Annotated in this window: 14 protein-coding genes and 1 tRNA gene; 8 read left to right on the plus strand and 7 right to left on the minus strand. The window is 58.0% G+C overall.

Annotated features, from left to right (window positions below; genetic code table 11):
* The first annotated feature begins 16 nt into the window (after positions 1-16).
* Both lacG (AAA021_RS04120) and AAA021_RS04125 read left to right on the plus strand, forming a co-directional pair.
* Positions 17-1,459 (plus strand): 6-phospho-beta-galactosidase, encoded by a 1,443-nt coding sequence (lacG, locus tag AAA021_RS04120; protein ID WP_022094683.1) that lies wholly within the window; start codon positions 17-19, stop codon positions 1,457-1,459.
* Between the two features lie 176 nt (positions 1,460-1,635).
* Positions 1,636-3,396: a PTS lactose transporter subunit IIBC gene (locus tag AAA021_RS04125; protein ID WP_022094682.1), complete on the plus strand. Its 1,761-nt coding sequence runs from the start codon at positions 1,636-1,638 to the stop codon at positions 3,394-3,396.
* A 338-nt stretch (positions 3,397-3,734) separates the two neighbouring features.
* On the opposite strand, the gene AAA021_RS04130 is transcribed toward AAA021_RS04125, so the two are convergent.
* Positions 3,735-4,745 (minus strand): LacI family DNA-binding transcriptional regulator, encoded by a 1,011-nt coding sequence (locus tag AAA021_RS04130; RefSeq protein ID WP_349088125.1) that lies wholly within the window; start codon positions 4,743-4,745, stop codon positions 3,735-3,737.
* A 275-nt stretch (positions 4,746-5,020) separates the two neighbouring features.
* Between AAA021_RS04130 and AAA021_RS04135 the strand changes: the two genes are divergently transcribed.
* The 3 genes from AAA021_RS04135 to AAA021_RS04145 all read left to right on the plus strand — a co-directional run bounded on the left by AAA021_RS04135 (position 5,021) and on the right by AAA021_RS04145 (position 9,896).
* The gene (locus AAA021_RS04135) at positions 5,021-6,799 is read left to right on the plus strand and encodes a PTS lactose transporter subunit IIBC (RefSeq protein ID WP_349088126.1); all 1,779 of its coding nucleotides are present in this window, start codon (positions 5,021-5,023) and stop codon (positions 6,797-6,799) included.
* A 77-nt stretch (positions 6,800-6,876) separates the two neighbouring features.
* Positions 6,877-8,298 (plus strand): 6-phospho-beta-galactosidase, encoded by a 1,422-nt coding sequence (lacG, locus tag AAA021_RS04140; protein ID WP_349088128.1) that lies wholly within the window; start codon positions 6,877-6,879, stop codon positions 8,296-8,298.
* 365 nt (positions 8,299-8,663) lie between these two features.
* Positions 8,664-9,896 (plus strand): Fic family protein, encoded by a 1,233-nt coding sequence (locus AAA021_RS04145; RefSeq protein ID WP_349088129.1) that lies wholly within the window; start codon positions 8,664-8,666, stop codon positions 9,894-9,896.
* A gap of 107 nt (positions 9,897-10,003) precedes the next feature.
* On the opposite strand, the gene AAA021_RS04150 is transcribed toward AAA021_RS04145, so the two are convergent.
* A complete protein-coding gene (locus AAA021_RS04150; protein ID WP_349088130.1) occupies positions 10,004-10,768 on the minus strand; it encodes a DeoR/GlpR family DNA-binding transcription regulator in 765 nt (254 codons plus the stop codon).
* A 205-nt stretch (positions 10,769-10,973) separates the two neighbouring features.
* Here AAA021_RS04150 and AAA021_RS04155 point away from each other — a divergent pair, with 205 nt between their 5' ends.
* Complete coding sequence (locus AAA021_RS04155) at positions 10,974-12,026, plus strand: aldose epimerase family protein (protein WP_349088132.1); 1,053 nt, start codon at positions 10,974-10,976, stop codon at positions 12,024-12,026.
* A 222-nt stretch (positions 12,027-12,248) separates the two neighbouring features.
* On the opposite strand, the gene AAA021_RS04160 is transcribed toward AAA021_RS04155, so the two are convergent.
* Complete coding sequence (locus AAA021_RS04160; RefSeq protein WP_349088134.1) at positions 12,249-12,743, minus strand: PTS sugar transporter subunit IIB; 495 nt, start codon at positions 12,741-12,743, stop codon at positions 12,249-12,251.
* Positions 12,744-12,900: 157 nt separating this feature from the next.
* Here AAA021_RS04160 and AAA021_RS04165 point away from each other — a divergent pair.
* Positions 12,901-12,976: transfer RNA gene (locus AAA021_RS04165), tRNA-Thr, on the plus strand.
* 206 nt (positions 12,977-13,182) lie between these two features.
* Here AAA021_RS04165 and AAA021_RS04170 read toward each other — a convergent pair.
* The 3 genes from AAA021_RS04170 to AAA021_RS04180 all read right to left on the minus strand — a co-directional run bounded on the left by AAA021_RS04170 (position 13,183) and on the right by AAA021_RS04180 (position 15,730).
* Positions 13,183-13,656: a YhcH/YjgK/YiaL family protein gene (locus tag AAA021_RS04170; RefSeq protein ID WP_347479668.1), complete on the minus strand. Its 474-nt coding sequence runs from the start codon at positions 13,654-13,656 to the stop codon at positions 13,183-13,185.
* A gap of 197 nt (positions 13,657-13,853) precedes the next feature.
* Positions 13,854-14,789, minus strand: a complete 936-nt coding sequence (locus tag AAA021_RS04175; protein ID WP_349088135.1) for a hexose kinase — start codon at positions 14,787-14,789, stop codon at positions 13,854-13,856.
* Between the two features lie 59 nt (positions 14,790-14,848).
* Positions 14,849-15,730: an aldose 1-epimerase family protein gene (locus AAA021_RS04180; protein WP_349088136.1), complete on the minus strand. Its 882-nt coding sequence runs from the start codon at positions 15,728-15,730 to the stop codon at positions 14,849-14,851.
* A gap of 156 nt (positions 15,731-15,886) precedes the next feature.
* Between AAA021_RS04180 and AAA021_RS04185 the strand changes: the two genes are divergently transcribed.
* A complete protein-coding gene (locus tag AAA021_RS04185) occupies positions 15,887-16,471 on the plus strand; it encodes a flavodoxin domain-containing protein (protein WP_349088137.1) in 585 nt (194 codons plus the stop codon).
* 75 nt (positions 16,472-16,546) lie between these two features.
* On the opposite strand, the gene nagA is transcribed toward AAA021_RS04185, so the two are convergent.
* Positions 16,547-17,716, minus strand: coding sequence for an N-acetylglucosamine-6-phosphate deacetylase (gene nagA / locus AAA021_RS04190; RefSeq protein WP_349088138.1), 1,170 nt, complete (start codon positions 17,714-17,716; stop codon positions 16,547-16,549).
* Positions 17,717-17,794 lie beyond the last annotated feature (78 nt).

The raw sequence follows: 17,794 nt of genomic DNA on the forward strand, positions 1-17,794 counted from the left end.
GAGAGGGTGTATGCATATGTCTTTGCTAAACCGCGTACAGCAGCTGCCGAAGGGCTTTGTTTGGGGCGCCGCAACCGCCGCGTACCAAACGGAAGGTTCCACGAAGGTGGCAGGCAAGGGTAAGACCATGTGGGACGATTACCTTGTCGCCCAGGGTCGCTTTTTGCCCGACCCGGCCAGTGATTTCTACAACCGCTACGAGGAGGATATCCGCCTTTCTGCCGAGCATGGACTCAACGCCATTCGTGTGTCCATCGCCTGGACCCGCATCTTCCCCAACGGCGACGATGCCGAACCCCTCGCCGAGGGCGTTAAGCACTACCACGAGCTGTTCGCCTGCTGCAAAAAGTATGGCGTCGAGCCCTATGTGTCCCTGCATCACTTTGACTCCCCCGCCGCCCTGTTCAACCAGGGCGACTGGCTCAACCGCAAGACCGTCGACGCCTATGTGCGCTATGCCGAGTTCTGCTTCCGCGAGTTCCGCGAGGTCAAGAATTGGTTCACCATCAACGAGCTCATCAGCCTCTCGCACTCCCAATACATCCAAGGCAACTTCCCGCCCAACCATCACTTTGATGTGACGAGCGGCATCCAGAGCCAGCACAACGAGCTCGTTGCCCACGCCCGCGCCGTCAACCTGTATAAGGATCTTGACGAGACCGAGCACCTGGGCGGACGCATTGGCATGGTCAACGTCCTGACGCCGGCATATCCTGCCACCGACTCGCCCGCCGACCAGCACGCCGCCGACCTGTACAACGCCTTCTACACCGACTTTATCATGGACGGCGCCTTCCTGGGTCACTACTCCGCGCGCACCCTCTCACTCATCAACGAGATTCTGCGTGCCAACAACGCCACACTTACGGTTGAGGACAGCGACATGGAGGAGCTCGCCAAGGCGGCGCCCCGCAACGATATGTTCGGCCTCAACTACTATCAGTCGGCGTTTATCGCCGCCTACGATGGCGAGTCAACCAACAGCTTTAACGGCACCGGAGACAAGGGCACCTCGTGCTTTAAGTTTAAGGGCGTCGGGCAGCAGGTCGATATGCCGGGTATCCCCACCACCGACTGGGATTGGCTCATCTACCCGCAAGGCCTCTACGACACGCTCAAGCACATCAGCGCCACCTATCCCAACCTCCCCGTCATCTATATCACCGAAAACGGCCTGGGCCACAAGGACCCCGAGCCCGACGCAAACGGCATCGTCGCCGATCCCGAGCGCATCGACTTTGTCGACCAGCACATGGAGAAGGTGCTCCAGGCGCGCGCCGAGGGCGTCGACGTCCAGGGCTACTTTATCTGGAGCCTGCAGGACCAGTTCTCGTGGGCCAATGGCTATAACAAGCGCTACGGCCTGTTCTACATCGACTTCGACACGCAAAAACGCTACATCAAGCAGTCGGCACTCTGGTACAAGGAGCTCGCCGACACTATGGCGGACGCGCAGTAGCGCATCGCCTCGCTTTCCCCCGAGAAGGGAGCGGCCCTATGCGATACAAACCCCGCCGCTCCCCTCTCTCCCCCTGGGACCGACCCCGCCTGCACCCGGGCTTTTAGCAAGCGGGAGACCATATAGGTTTTCAACGTCCATGCCATTAAGATTTCATGCAAAGAGGAGCGTGAACTATGGAATCGATCGTTAAGTTCTTGGAGAAAGGTCAGCCGTACTTCGACAAGGTCTCTAAGAACATCTACCTTCAGGCCATTAAAGACGGCTTTTTGGCAGCAATGCCCATCATCCTGTCTTCTTCTGTCTTCCTGCTTATTTCGACCCTGCCGGGCGTTGTCGCCACGGTCGGCGGCTTTACGCTGCCCGACTGGTGGAACGTCGACGTCGTGAACTTCTGCAACAAGGTTTACAACTTCACGATGGGCGTCGTGGGCATCATGGTCGCCGGCACCACCGCAAGCGCGCTGACCGGCTCCAAGAACCGCCGCATGCCTGCCGGCAAGGCCATCAACGCCACGAGCACCATGGTCGCCGCCATGTGCGCTATGCTCATCTTGGCCGTTACCCAGACGAGTGCCAAGATCGACGGCGCCGATGTCTCGGTGTTCTTTACCGACAACATGGGCACCAAGGGCCTGCTGAGCTCCTTTGTCGCCGCATTTGCCACGGTCAACATCTATGCCTTCTGCATTAAGCGAGACATCACCATCAAGCTGCCCAAAGAAGTCCCCGGCGCCATCGCCCAGAACTTCCGCGACATCTTCGCCTTCAGCTTCTCCATCCTGTTTGTCGCCGTCATCGACGTTATCTGCCGCACCTGCTTGGCCGTCCCGTTTGCCAACGTCATCTCCACGCTGGTGAGCCCGCTGTTCGCCGCTGCCGATTCCTACGCCGGCCTCGCCCTCATCTGGTTCATGATCCCGCTGTTCTGGTTCATGGGCATCCACGGCCCCTCGGTCGTTAAGCCTGCCCTCAACGCCGCGCTGTTTGGCAACATCACCACCAACCTCGCCACGCTGCAGGCCGGCGGTCACCCCGCCCTCGCCCTGACCGAAAACTTCGGTAACTACATCGGCGAACTCGGCGGCACCGGCGCCACGTTCATTGTCCCGATCATCTTCCTGCTCTTTATGCGCTCCAAGCAGCTCAAGGCCGTCGGCAAAGCCTCTGTCGTGCCCGTGATGTTCGCCGTCAACGAGCCGCTGCTGTTCGCCGCGCCCATCATCCTCAACCCGTACTTCCTGATCCCGTTCCTGTTTGCCCCCGTGGCCAACGTCCTCATTGGTAAGTTCTTCATCGACTTTTTGGGCATGAACGGCTTTATCTATGCCATGCCGTGGGCACTCCCCGGACCGATCGGCACCTTCATCGACACCAACTTCCAGCCGATCTCTCTGGTCCTGGTTGTCGTCCTGCTGGTCGTTGACTTCTTGATCTACTACCCGTTCTGCAAGGCCTACGACAACGTCCTGTGCAAGCAGGAGGCCGAGACCCTGGCCGAAGAAGAGGCCGAGGAGACCAAGGCCGTCAAGACCGCTGCCGCCCCCGCCGTTGAGGCTCCTGTTGTCGAGACCGCTTCTGCCACCGAGGCCTCCGCAGCTCCGTCCGCCCTTAAGGGCAAGGATCTGAGGGTTCTGGTTCTGTGCGCTGGCGCCGGCACCTCTGCACTGCTCGCCAACGCGCTTAAGGAAGGCGCCGACGAGCTGGGCATCGACATTACCGCCAACGCCGGTGCCTACGGCAGCCACTACGCCATCATGGACCAGTACAACGTCATCGTCCTGGCTCCGCAGGTTCGCACCTATTACAACGAGATGAAGGCCGACACCGACCGCCTGGGCATCACGCTGCTGTCGCCCAAGGGCAAACAGTACATCGACCTCACTAAGGATCCCAAGGGTGCCGTCGCCTGGATCGAGGAAAACCTCGAGGCATAAGACGCTGACACCACCTGCCGCTTGCAGACAATAAATGGCCCGTGCATCGATGTGTGATGCGCGGGCCATTTTGTTTAGACCGCACCCGTCCTCCTGTTCATCTCAATCTGTAACATCTAGCCGAGTTTTTCGGTCCTAGCTGTTACAGATCGAGATGAACAGAACGCCCGAGCAGAAATATCTCAATCTGTAATGTTTAGCCGAGTTTTTCGGTCCTAGCTGTTACAGATCGAGATGAACAGAACGCCCGAGCAGAAATATCTCAATCTGTAATGTTTAGCCGAGTTTTTGGGTCCTAGCTGTTACAGATTGAGACAAACGGAATAGGCCGAGCACGTCTACGCCCGCAAGTCCTTTACGCTGGAACGCTCGACCAACACGCCCGAGACGAGCGTACGGCTTCTGGAGCTCGGGGCTTCCAGACCTGCGACGACCTCATTAAGCGCACGGACGCCCAGCTCGCGGTGGCGGAACTTCACCGACGTCAGAATCGAGTTGGGAATCGTCTTGTAGAGCTCATCGTCGAAGCCGATCACGGACACGTCGTCGGGCACACTGAGCCCTTTGTCACGTAAAGCCATCATCACGCCGTTTGCCATGCAGTCGTTAGCCGCGAGGACCGCCGTGCAATCGGGTTTATCGGCAAGCACAAGGCCCGCAGCATAGCCACTATCCGCATTCCAATCGCCTTGCAGGGGCGCGGGCGGCTCAATGCCACGCGTCTCGAGTGCCGCACGCCAACCTTTCATACGGCACTGGCTCGACAGCGACTCTTTTTTACCAGAAACGAAGTACACGTTCTTGTGACCGTGGTCCAAAAAGTACTCGCACGCCATGCGCGCGCCGCCCTCTTGATCGTCACTGACGGTGGAGCAGGTAGGATGTTCCATCGGTGTGATAATCACCGTCTTGAGGTCTTTCGGCGCCTCAAAGGTTTCAAAGTCATCGACCATCTGGCGCAGGTTGAAAATCATGCCGTCGACGGGAAGCTGCGACATCCTACGCGCCGCTTCGGCAAGGGTCATCTTCTCCCCCGCCCGCTTTTTGATCATCGTAAGCGCAAAACCACGCTCTTCGGCGGCATCGGCGATACCGTCAATCATGTCCACGGCGCCGCCCGACAAGTGGAACATCACCACGCCGATGCACCCGTAACGGCCCAACTTGAGTGAACGCGCGGCAAAGTTCGCCCGGAACCCAAGCGCCTCCATGGCAGCATGGACCCTATCGCGCGTCGACTCGCGCACGCTATCGGGCTCATTGATCACGCGCGACACCGTCTTGAGAGAAACGCCCGCGGCAACTGCCACATCGTTCATTGAGACATTTTTCTTGTCCATCGTTGCCATTACTTCTCCAGTCGGTTTCGCATCGCTTGTTTTTTGCGTTCTAGCATACACTACCTGCCTGACTGATAAATCAACCATTCACCGGACAATATCGACCGCTCGCCCGTATATCCTTGTTGCTCTTCCAAGAATGTCTTACGTTGTCATTAACGAAATGACAACGTTGTCATTTCACAATGCCTTCCTTAATCAGGAAGGTTTCCGGGCAGTCCTGACCATCCATCGACGACCAGTTCCATCCACATGCATCGCGCATCAAGTAGCAAAGGAGCTCTATGGACGCCATCGTAAAGATGCTCGAAAAGCATCAGCCGTTCTTTGAGAAGATCTCGAGGAACATCTACCTCCAGGCCATCAAGGACGGATTCCTTGGGTGCATGCCCATTGTCCTCACCTCTTCGATCTTCCTGCTGATTGCCACCCTTCCTGGCGTAGTTGGCATCACGCTGCCCCAGCCGCTCATCGACTGGTGCAACAAGCTGTACAACTTCACCATGGGTGTCATGGGCATCATGGTTGCCGGCACCACTGCCAAGAACTTTACGGCTTCCATGAACCGTCGCATGCCCGCCGGCAAGGTGCTCAACGACGGTTCCACCATGGTGGCCGCCCAGTGCAGCATGCTGCTGCTCGCAGTCACGCAGTTCACCACCAAGTTCAACGGCTCCGAACTTTCGGTCTTCGACTGCACCAGCATGGGCACGCGCGGTCTGTTCTCGGCCTATATCGCCGCGTTCATTACCGTGTGGGTCTATAAGTTCTGCGTCTCGCGCGATCTGACCATTAAGCTGCCCAAGGAGGTCCCGGGCGCCATCGCTCAGAACTTCCGCGACATCATCCCCTTTGGCGGCGCCGTCATCATCTGCGGCATCATCGATGTCGTCGTGCGTAACCTCATGGGCGTTCCGTTCTCCGAGCTGCTTATCAAACTGCTCTCCCCGCTCTTTACCGCTGCAGAAACCTATCCTGGCCTCATCCTTATCCAGGCAGCCACCGCGTTCTTCTGGTTCATCGGTGTCCACGGCCCCTCGATCGTCCAGCCGGGCATCGACCCCATCCGTCTTGCCAACCAGGCCGAGAACCTGCAGGTTCTGTTGGCCGGTGGTCACCCCGCCCATTCCCTCACCTTTAACATGTCGCTTGTGGGTGAGTTCGGCGGCACCGGCGCCACGTTCATCGTGCCGCTTCTGCTGATTCTCTTTATGAAGTCCAAGCAGCTCAAAGCCGTCGGTAAGGCCTCGATTGTTCCTGTTGCCTTCGCCGTCAACGAGCCGCTGCTCTTTGGCGCGCCGATGATCCTTAACCCCTACATGCTCATTCCCTTTGTTGCCGCCGGCTGCGTCAACGTGAGTGTTGCCAAGTTCTTTATCGATAACGTGGGCATGAACGGCTTCTCCTTCGTGGTGCCTTGGGCCACCCCTGCCCCCATCGGCATCTTCATCACCACGAACTTCCAGCTTATCGCCCTGATATTTGTCGCGATCATCATCTTGCTGGACGCCATCATCTACCTGCCGTTCTTGAAGGCATACGATAAGCTGCTCTGCGACCAGGAGGCCGAGCGCGCCGCCGAGCTGGGTCTCGAGTCCAATGGTGCCGCTGCCATCGCCGCCAACGCCTCTACGCCCGCTGTCGAGCAGGCCACCGCTTCCGTCGAGACGACCGTTGCCGCCGCCGACAGCAAGCCTGTCGCCGATCAGCCCGAGCCCGCTGCCGATGCATCCGCCAAGAAGGATGTCGATGGCCTGAAGGTCCTCGTCCTGTGCGCCGGCGCCGGCACCTCTGCCATGCTTGCCAACGCCATCAAGGAAGGTGCCGCACAGACCGGAGAGAACATCGCTTCCTCCGCAGGCGCCTATGGCCAGCACACTGCCATCATGGATCAGTACGACGTCATCGTGCTCGCCCCGCAGGTTCGTAGCTACTACAACGACATGAAGGCCGACACCGATCGTCTGGGCATTAAGCTGCTCGCCCCGCGCGGCAAGGAATATATCGACCTTACCCGCGACCCCGCCGGCGCCATCAAGTGGCTCCGCGAGAACCTCGACTAGTTCCTCCCTCTGTTGGTGCCCGGATCCCCCAGTTCGGGCACCTCTCCCCTTTTCGTATCCCACAGAAAGGATGACTCATGACCAACCCCATGCAGTTCCCCGACGGCTTTGTATTTGGCGGCGCCACCGCCGCTTACCAGGTTGAGGGCGAGACCCGCACGCACGGCAAGGGCAAAGTGCCCTGGGACGATTTCCTGGCTGCCCAGGGTCGCTTCTCCCCCGACCCCGCAAGCGATTTCTACAACAAGTATCCGGTCGATATCGATCTGTGCCAGCGCTTCGGCATCAACGGCATCCGTGTCTCCATCGCTTGGAGCCGCATCTTCCCCAACGGCACCGGTGAGATTAACCCCGAGGGCGTCGCTTTCTATCACGAGCTTTTCGCCACCTGCAATAAAGCCGGCGTTATCCCCTATGTCACGCTCGATCACTTTGATACGCCCGAGGCCTTCTACCAGGACGGCGGCGAGGGCTTCCTGACGCGCACGACGATCGACGCCTTTGTCGAGTATGCCAAGTTCTGCTTTGCCGAGTTCACCGAGGTCAAGCACTGGTTTACCTTTAACGAGATTCCCGCGACCGCCGAGGGCAGCTTTATCGTCGGCAACTGGCCGCACGGCGAGAAGTATCGCCTGGACAAGGCCTTCCAGCTTATGCACAACATGATGGTGGCCCATGCCAAGGCCGTCGTCGCCTTCCACGAGGGCGGCTTTGAGGGCGAGATCGGCATTGTCCAGAACCTGGAGCCCAAGTATCCCCTCGACCCCAACAATGCCGCCGACTGCGAGGCAGCTCGCATGGCCGACGTCATCAACAACCGTTGGGTACTCGACGCCACCTTCCGCGGCCACTATGCAGCCGACACCATGGAGGCTGCGACCAAGCTGGCCCATATCGCCGGCGGCGAGCTCGACGTCCGCGACGAGGACATTGCCGCGCTGACCGCCGCGCTCCCCTACAACGATTGCCTGGGCGTCAACACCTACAAGTGCCAGTTCCTGCGTGCCGCCGAGGGCGAAAACGACATCAACCACAATGGCACCGGCGACAAGGGCTCCTCTCGCTGGTTCCTCAAGGGCGTGGGCGAGTCATGCGTGCGCGAAGGCGTACCCACCACCGATTGGGACTGGATCATCTATCCCGAGGGCCTCTACGACCTGCTGCTTCGCATTAAGAACGATTACCCCAACTACAAGAAGATCTACATCACCGAGAACGGCATGGGCTATAAGGACGACTTTGAGGACGGCTTTATCGACGACGCCCCTCGCATCGACTACATGCGTCAGCATCTCGCGTGGATCCTCAAGGCAATCGACGGCGGCGTGAACGTCGACGGCTACTTTGTGTGGTCGCTGCAGGACCAGTTCTCTTGGACCAACGGCTATAACAAGCGCTATGGCCTGTTCTACATCGACTTTGAGACCCAGAAGCGTTATCCCAAGGCGAGCGCGTACTGGTACAAGAACGTCGCGGAGACCGGCCTGCTTATGGCCTAACTTTTGCCGCATACCCCCTGTCGGCCGCATGCGAATCCCTCAACGGGTTCGCATGCGGCCTTTTTGTTTTTGGTGGGCCCGAGCGGATCATTCGTCTCGATCTGTAACATCTAACTGGGATTTTCGGTCTTAAATGTTACAGATCGAGACAAACAGGAGTCCGGTCAAAAAATCTCAATCTGTAACACGTAGCCCACTTTCGACCGTCTACCTGTTACAGATCAAGACAATAAGATAGTCAAATCCGAACTTTCCAAGCAGTTATGAAGCATGGTTTCTAGTTTTCGGTATCACGAACATACTTTCGGTATCATTTAATGGTATTATGATATCGAAAGTATGTTCGTGATACCGAAAGGAGCCGCATGCGCCAGTTCGATTACACCACAGTCCCAGCGGAACTCGAAGCAACTCCAATCACCAACCTCCTCCTCTCGATACGCGAGCATAAAGGCCGACAGCTTGCTCTGAGTCAAGTCAAACCCGAACTTCTATCGTCACTTATGGAGGAAGCTAAGATCCAAAGCACCCAATCCTCCAACGGACTTGAAGGAATTGTTACCACCCAAAAAAGACTCAAAGCAATCATGGCGTATTCCGCCAAGCCAAGCTCCCGCGCAGAGGAAGAAATCGCTGGATACCGAGATGCGCTGTCGCTTATTCACGAGCAGCACGATTTCATTCCCGTAACGCCATCGGTCATTTTGCAGTTGCATCGTGACCTCATGGTACACACAGCAATCTCGTATGGGGGCCATTGGAAAGATAGCGATAACGAAATCATCTCCATCGACGATCAAGGCAATCGATTTGTGCGCTTTAGGCCGCCTTCGGCCCTAGCAACCCCCGGACTTATCGAAGAAGCCTGTCGGTCCCTCAACGACGCCTTATCTCGTCAAGTTTGCGACCCCCTCCTTATATCATTCCGCTTCATCTTCGATTTTGTCAGCATTCATCCCTTCAACGATGGCAATGGCAGGATGAGCCGGCTCCTTACAACGCTGCTACTCGAAAAGACTGGATACGACGTTGCGCGTTACATCAGCATCGAACGACTTATTGAAGACAACAAGGCGCTCTACTACAACGCCCTCGCTGCAAGCTCCATTGGATGGAATGAAAATCAAAACACCGAAGCACCCTTTATCCGTTTCATGCTCGGAACAACCCTGGCCGCCTACCGACAGCTCGAGCAGCGTACCCTAATTGAATCAAGCACTCGTCCCATGTCGAAGCAAGCGCGCATCGCCGTTCTATTTCAACAGAGACCCGGCGTCATTAAGAAATCCGACATCCGATCCAACTGCCCCGATATCAGCGAGGTTACCGTTAAACGAACCCTCGGTCAGCTTGTTAGTTGCAGCGCAATCGAAAAAACAGGAGCGGGTCGTTCGACGGGCTACATACTCAAAGACGTCCATGCTCTAGAACTATTCTTGCAATCCACAATACCCGATAGCGAGGCCGCAATAACAAAAGAGGCTCCAAAGGATAAGCTCCTTGAACGTGTAAACCACGCCGAGGATGAAAGCAGAGAGGGGCTCTATGAAAACTACGATTCATTCTCAAGGGACATAAAGACGAAATACGGAGTCTAGTCATATCCCAGAATAGCCTCATCCTTGTTGCCCAAAGTTATTTACGCGTCATTGTGAAGCGATAACCCCTGCGCCGGCAGGGGCAGAAGTATCGTCTGTAGCATTAGCTAGCAGATGACCCGCGTATGTTCCTCGATGGCGACACGATCCTCGGCGGCGATGCCCGGCTCGCACACCACGGCGTCCAGGCTTTCCAGACGGCAGAAGGTGTAGAAGTCGCGCTTGCCGATCTTGCTGGAATCGGCGATCAGATAGCGTGAGTCTGCCTTACTAAAAGCGAGCTGCTGGATACGGCCCTCGTCCATGTTGGACGTAGATACGTCACCGTCCAAGATGCCGTTGGCGCCGATAAACGCAGCGTCGATACCCAGCGCACGCAGGGTATCCTCGGCCGTTGGTCCCACAAAAGCGGCGGTGCGGCGACGGTACATACCACCCACGAGGCACAGGTCGCAGTCTTCGCGCGCCTCGAGCAGGTTAAACACCGAAAGCGAATTGGTCACAATGCGCAGGCGAAACGCCGGCAGCATCGAGGCCATCTGCTCAACCGTGGTGCCCGTGCCCAAAAAGATGGTCGAGCCTTCCTCGATAAGCTCCACAGAACGGCGCGCAATCTGCAACTTTTCCTCGGCATGCTTCGTGCGCTTTTCGCTGTGCGAATACTCATGGCGCAGCATAGCGTGTGGACGGCTCTGCGCACTGCGGGCTCCGCCGTGCACGCGCTCGATCTCGCCCAGGCTCGCAAGCTCCTCAAGGTCACGGCGGATCGTCATATCCGAGACACCTAACGCATCCGAAATCTCCTTGACCGAGACCGTTCCCTGTTCCTCGAGCAGCTGCCGAACCTTATCCTGTCGCTCCGCTTTAATCACGATGAGTCCTCGCTGTTCCACGCTCACGTCAATTCAAACAATAACGAACAAATTGTATCAGACTCGCGCGCGTCAGAAATGAACGCCCGCACAGCTCCAATCATCACTTTTTTGAGAAAAATACCCCCTGCTTTAGTGGGGTGTAGTGATAATCTCGCCTGTTCGCGCTACAGTTTGTCCGAAATACCTCGATGTTAGGAACCAAATGATCACTTCCGAGCTTTTCGGCACCGCGCCGTGCGGTACCCCCGTTCATCGCTACACCCTCAACGGGCCCGAGATCTGCGTTCGCATTATGGACTATGGCGCCACGGTGCTTGGTATCGATGTGCCCGACATTCCCGGCAACGTGCGCGATGTGGTGCTGGGCTTCGATAAGCTCGAGGATTACTTTGACAACCCCGCCTGCTTTGGCGCGACCATCGGGCCTGTGGCCAACCGCACCGCGGGCGCCACGATCACCATCGCCGGCACGGACTGGCATATGCCGGCCAACGAAGGCGCCAACAACCTACACAGCGATCTTGAGCACGGCCTGCACAAGCGCGTGTGGGACGTTGAACTCGACGAGGCCCACAACGCCGTGCGCATGACCACCTCACTTGAGGATGGCGAGCTGGGTCTCCCTGGCAACCGCACCTTTACAGCCGTGTTTACCGTGACGCGCACCGGCGTCTTTCGTGTCGAGTATGGCTGCGAGAGCGACCGCGCCACCTACGTGTCCATGACCAACCACACGTACTTTAACCTTGCCGGCCATAACGCCGGCATGGACTGCGAGCACTTCTTTGTTGCCAACGCTGCCCACTACCTGCCCATCAACGAGCAGAATATCCCCACCGGTGAAATCGCTCCGGTCGAGGGCACGCCGTTTGACTTCCGTGAGCTGCGCCCCGTCGCGCCCGGCATGGAAGCCGACGACCCGCAGATTAAGCAGGCCCGTGGCTACGACCACTGCCTGTGCATCGATGGCTATCAGTACGGCCGTAATCTGCGCCGCGCGATGCATGTCGAGGAGATGTGGACCGGTCGTGAGTTAGACTACTACACCACCGCACCGGGCGTGCAGCTCTACACCGGCAACTGGCTGGGCGACGAGCACGCCAAGGACGATGCCAACTATGGCTGGGGCGCCGGCTTTGCCCTCGAGGCAGAGATGTTCCCCGACACGCCGCACCAGCCGCTGTTCCCGCAGGGCATCGTGGGCCCGGGTCACCCCTACAGCAATGTGATCGAGTACCACTTTATGAGGCACTAAGCCCACAGCGCAACATATCGCACAGCAGCGCCCGCCGGCACCACCGCCGACGGGCGTTTTGCTGCCTAGTCATTGGGGACGTTCTTAAATGACTAGTCGTTGGGGACAGTCTTTAACGTTTGGCAAGAAAGACTGTCCCAATCTGCCGACACTTGGGGACGTTCCTAAAAGGCCGGCACATAAGGAACGTCCCCATGTGCCAAGGGTGTCCCGTTTGACTAGTCATTTAAGAACGTCCCCAATGACTAGTTGGATAGGGTCGGGATTGGAGCTGGGGAGATAGCGGATTTCTAGCTCTATGCCGAGCGCCTGCAGCTCTTTGAGGGCTGCGACATCTGCGTCATCTACGGCGACTGCGGGCGTTATGGGGTGCTTGCCCTCCCCCGCCTGCATATGGCCAATGCTGATCTTGGTGATCGGCACACCACCCTTAACCAGCGCGAGTGCATCCGTGGGCGACGCCACCATGATGAGAATCCTTTGGCGCGGCGTTGCGGTATGAATGATGTCGACAGTCCTTTGCACCGAGAAAAACCGCGTCCAGACACCCTCGGGTGTCGCCACCCTCATAGGGGCCCACTTGCGCGAATCAGCCGCAATCTCATCGTTGACAATTAAAACAAGGTTGGAACCCACGACTTCGTTCCACAGCTCAACGTCTTGCCCGTAAATAAACCGGTCATCGATGCGTGTGAGAAGAATCTTGGGTTGAGCCATCGCCACCCCATTCTGTTTGAGACCCGTAAGAGCAAGACATCACGTCTCCAATATTAGTGCATTTAAAGTGAGAAAAGCCGTCAGAACACTTGCGCGGATTTGCGATGTCCCGTATCATAGACAGCCGTTGACGCCTCAGTTGCGTCATCACATGGCCGCCAGCGTAGCTCAGTTGGTAGAGCACCGCTCTCGTAAAGCGGGGGTCACCGGTTCGAGCCCGGTCGCTGGCTCCATTGCACAAGATAGCCGCCTTCGGGCGGCTTTTTTGTTGCCGATTTATCGCACAATGCCAATCCAAGCACAACGCCGCCGGCAACTCCCCTACTCAACAAAAAGCCCCGCCAGCCGCAATCCCCAAAGGAACCGCGATCAGCGGGGCCTAAGCGCGCTCCTCCAAAGGAAAACGCTCACAACACGAACAGCTCAGCCGAGCAGCGCGTTACTCCTCCCAGTAAGCATCTGCAAGCAGCTTAAAGCAGATCTTCTTGACCGGCTGCGCGCCATCGCCCGGGAACTCGAGCGTGGGCATGTGAGGCTCGCCGGCAACAAACAGCGCAAACTTGTCGTCAGCAAGATCGCCGGCGATCGAGGCGTCGGAATCGACCAAATCGTAGTCGTCCTTCTCGTCAAACTCCTGAACCAGCGTCAGGCTGCCCGTGGCAACCTTAAAGGCCTCGCGACCCTCGACGTCGATCTGCAGGTCGTGATAGCGCTGATGCGTCTCGTAGTGGGCCTCGGCTTCGGGACGCGTCGTGGGAGCCATGACGTTCGCAAAGACCTTGTCGCCCAGAATCGAATGGCTGCCGACCTCGAGCTTCGCCGGATCGTTCTCCTCGAGCCAGTCGATCAGCACGTCGAGGCCCTTGAGCATTCCACGGTACTCCTCGATATCGCCCAATGCACCGTAAATCATCTAAATCCCCTCTCGGATCGTTTCTTTGGCGGCTACTCGGCAAACGCATTACCGACGCTGTTGCCACCCACATGCGTCTCGACCAGGGTAAGGTCGGGATTGAACACGACAGTGTCGGCGTCGCGCCCCGGCATAATGCTACTGCACTTGTCGTCGACATGAGCTGGCAACCGATGCCGGGGCCGCAGCACAAGCTCCTACAGCTCGGTCACGACAACGCCGTTGTAAACCTCGTCCCAACGATCCATAACCAAGTGGCCAGTCATGGGATCCATGGCATTGAGCTTGCCGCAGGTGTTGGCGGTACGCAGCACCGTCTCGTCGTCGGCTCCGGCAGCAATCGCATGTGCGAAGCCGGCAATGGTCGAATCGCCAGAGCCCGTAGCGTTAACGGCGGGGATATCGGGGGTCTTGGCGCGGAACGCACGGCCGTTATGGAAACCAACGGAGCCGGCAGCGCCCATAGATACGACGACCCAGGGGATATCGGAGAAGCGGGCGTCAGAGGCGAGCGCGGAACGGAGCTCGTCCACATCGTCGGTGGTAAAGCTCGTGCCCAGAAGGCCGTTAATTTCGGTCAGGTTAGGCTTAACCAGCTCAGGCTTGACCTCGGACTTGAGCGCAGCCTCGAGCGAGGCGCCCGAGGTATCGAGCAGCACCTTGGCGCCGGCGTTCTCTGCAATGCCCGTGATCTTGGCGTAGTAGTCCGCCTCGACGCCGCGGGGCAGCGAACCCGAGATGGTAACGACATCGGCCTTGCTCGCAAGCTCGGCGAACTTCGCGGTAAAGGCATCGAGCTCCTCGGGGGCAATCGCCGGGCCGCTCTCGAGCAGCTCGGTCTGGTTGCCGGCGTGGAGGATGTTGAGACAAATGCGAGTCTCGCCCTTGATGGGCACAAAATCATTCTTAATGCCGTTGGCATCCATGAGCTCGGCCATATAGGCGCCCATATGACCACCAAGCAAGCCGGTTGCCACGACATCGTCGCCCAGCTGGCCCAGGACGCGGGCCACGTTGAGGCCCTTACCGCCGGCGGTCTTTTCGGGCGTCACGCGGTTGACGTCGTCGATAATGAGCTCATCGAGCTGATAGCGCGTATCGACGGACGGGTTCATCGTAACGGTGAGGATCATTTCTAGCTCCTTATCTCGCAGGCTCCTTATGCCTTGCAAAACGAATTGGCTACATGCGACTACAGAATCTCGATTGTGAACGAGCGCACGATGGTTTCTTTGGGCTTGGCGATAAGGCAGCCGCGCTTGTGCTCAAGCACGTCATCCTCATCGGAACAGGTCGAGAGGCCGCCCCAGGGCTCAACTGCCACAAAATCACCCTCGGGCTTGCTCCACACAATGAGGTACGGGAAGCCCTCAAAGCTCAGGCGAACACCCTTGTCCTCGCCCTTTTTGGAAAGCGTGACCTGACGGCTCTCGAGCACGTCAAAGATGGTCTCCGCAAAATCGAAGAGCTCATGTGACAGAGGCAGCGTCTTTCCCACCATGGGGTTCTTGGAGCGGTTGGTCACGTCAATCAAGCCAGTCGAGGGGACGGCAGTGCAAAGCTCAGCAGCTTCGTCCTTCTCAAAGCGCAGCTCGTAGTCCGTATAGGCCTCGCCCTCATCGAGCGGGCACCTAAAGCCGGGGTGTCCACCGATAAAGAAAGGCATGTCCTCGGTGCCCTCGTTGGTAACCTCATAGGAGACGCGCACGGCGGCGTCCTCGAGCGTATAGCGGGCGACAAGCTTAAACGGATACGGATAATCGCTCAGCAGCGCGGCGTTATCCTCCGAAGCCAGGCACATCGCCAGCTCGTTCTCGCTCTGGCTCAGCAGCTTCCACTCCTGCTTGCGCGCAAAGCCGTGGCGGGCGAGCTTCACATGATGTCCGGCAAACGTCATGGCGCTGTTATCGCGCAAACCTCCGCAAATCGGGAAGCAAATCGGTGCCTGGCCGGACCACACGGCGGGATCGCCCCGCCACAAGTACTCGCGACCTCCAGCCTCAATCGAGGTAAACGAACCACCGGTCGTGGAGACCTTGATAGAAATCGAATCGTTGGAGAGAGCGTATTCCATTGTCCATCCTTTCGAACAACTGCTTTTTGCTCGCAAGAACCCGTCTCGGCCCTGACCAAAGGACAAACCCGCACGTTCATCGATGCGTCCGGTTTCCCAGCCATGCAACGGGGTACCATACAGACATTGATGCAATTACAGCTGAAAGGCCTTCTTATGCGAACCATCATCCTTTATGCCTCACGCCACCACGGCAATACGAAAAAGCTCGTGGACGCCATCGTCGAGGCGCACCCCGAAATCGATACCCTCGACGTGAGGTCACTCGGTAAAAACGAGTACCCCAACCTGCACGAATATCATCTGATCGGCGTCGCCACGGGCATTTATTACTCCGAGATCGACAAAGATATGGCGCGCGTGCTCACGAACGTGCTGCAGCCGCAGGACAAGGTGTTTGGCCTTATGACCTACGGTGGCAAAAACAAGTGGTACGGCAAGGATATCGATGGCATCTGCCGCATGAGACAGGCCATCTTTATGGGCGTCTACGGCTGTCCCGGCTTTGATACGTGGGGGCCGTTCAAGCTCGCCGGCGGCGTCCAGAAGGGGCACCCAACTGCCGAAGAGATTAAGGGAGCCGTCGATTTCTTCGACAAAATCGAAAATGAGTACGGCGATATCATCGTCGAAGAGTATGCCAAGCGCGAGAAGCGTCTAGCATACGAAAAGGAGCATCCCGCGGGGGGTCTTGTGGCCGGCGTCAAGCGCACGGCAAAGAAGATCGTTAACAAGCTGTAACTGTTAAGGTGCTTTTGAGCGTTTAACCCATACGGCGGGTCCGAGCAGATTCGGGCCCGCCGTCTTTTTCTATCGTTAATCGGTAAAGGCGTTGCCGACGCTCTGGCCGCCAACATACGTCTCGACGAGGGTGAGCTCATGGTCGAACACGACAAAGTCGGCGTCGCGACCCGGCATGATGCTGCCGCACTTATCCTCGATGTGCGCAGAGCGAGCCGGCACCTCGGTTGCCATGCGAATGGCGATATCAGCGCTGGCGATGCCCCAATCGACAATGTTCTTGACGCCCTGGGCAAGCGTGAGCACCGAGCCGGCAATGCTCTTGCCGTCGGCGAGCCAGCACAGGTTGTCCTTCATGATGACGTCCATGCCACCACTGGTGTAGCTGCCCTCGGGCATGCCGCCGCAGCCCAGGCAGTCAGTGATGAGCACCGTGTGTTGCCAGCCCTTTGCCTGCAGCAGCGCCTTGATGGCGGCAGGGTTAACGTGCTTGCCGTCACAGATGATCTCGGCGTAGGTCTCGGGCGTGGACATGGCAGCGCCCACGACACCGGGCTCACGGTGATGCAGACCGCGCTGGCCGTTATAGGTATGCGTAAAGCAGCTGGCACCGGCATTGATAGCGGCGATGCACTCATCGTAGGTGGCGTCGGAGTGACCGATGCTGGTCACCACGCCCTTGGCGTTCAGAGCAGCCGCATAAGCAGCGGCACCGTCGCGCTCGGCGGCCATGGCGCTCTTAACGATGCGACCGCCCGCAGCCTCCTGCCACTGGTCGAAAACCTCCTCGGAGGGGTCAATCAGGTAAGCGGGGTTCTGCGCGCCCACGTGCTTCATGGTAAAGAAGGGGCCCTCCAGGTAGATGCCCTGAATGCGGGCACCGCAGAAGTCGGGGCCGCGGCCCTCGTCCGCCTTGGCGATAGCAGCGCAGGCGTCCTTGATCTGTTCGACGCCATCGGTGAACGTCGTGGGCAGCCAGCTGGTGGTACCGCGACGGGCGAGCTCGATTGAGCTGATATCGATGCCCTCGGGATCGTTATCGGTAGTTGAGTGGTTGTAGAAGCCATGGATGTGAGTATCGACCATACCCGGTGCGATCCACGATCCCGTGTAGTCCTTAATCTCGCAAGAGGGCTCGTCGGCCTGCCAGGCGCCAAAAACGCCATCCTCGACCATAAGATAGCCGCCCAGTTGCGGGCCTGCCGGCAAGAAGAACTTGTCAGCCTTAATTGCGTACGTGCTCATATGCACTCCTCGCTTCTAAAGCAGTTGACTGTGGTAATGCTTATACCCAGCTCACGTAAAACAAAAAGCGCCCGCCCG

The organism is Collinsella sp. CLA-JM-H32 (genome assembly GCF_040098165.1).
Lineage (GTDB): Bacteria > Actinomycetota > Coriobacteriia > Coriobacteriales > Coriobacteriaceae > Collinsella.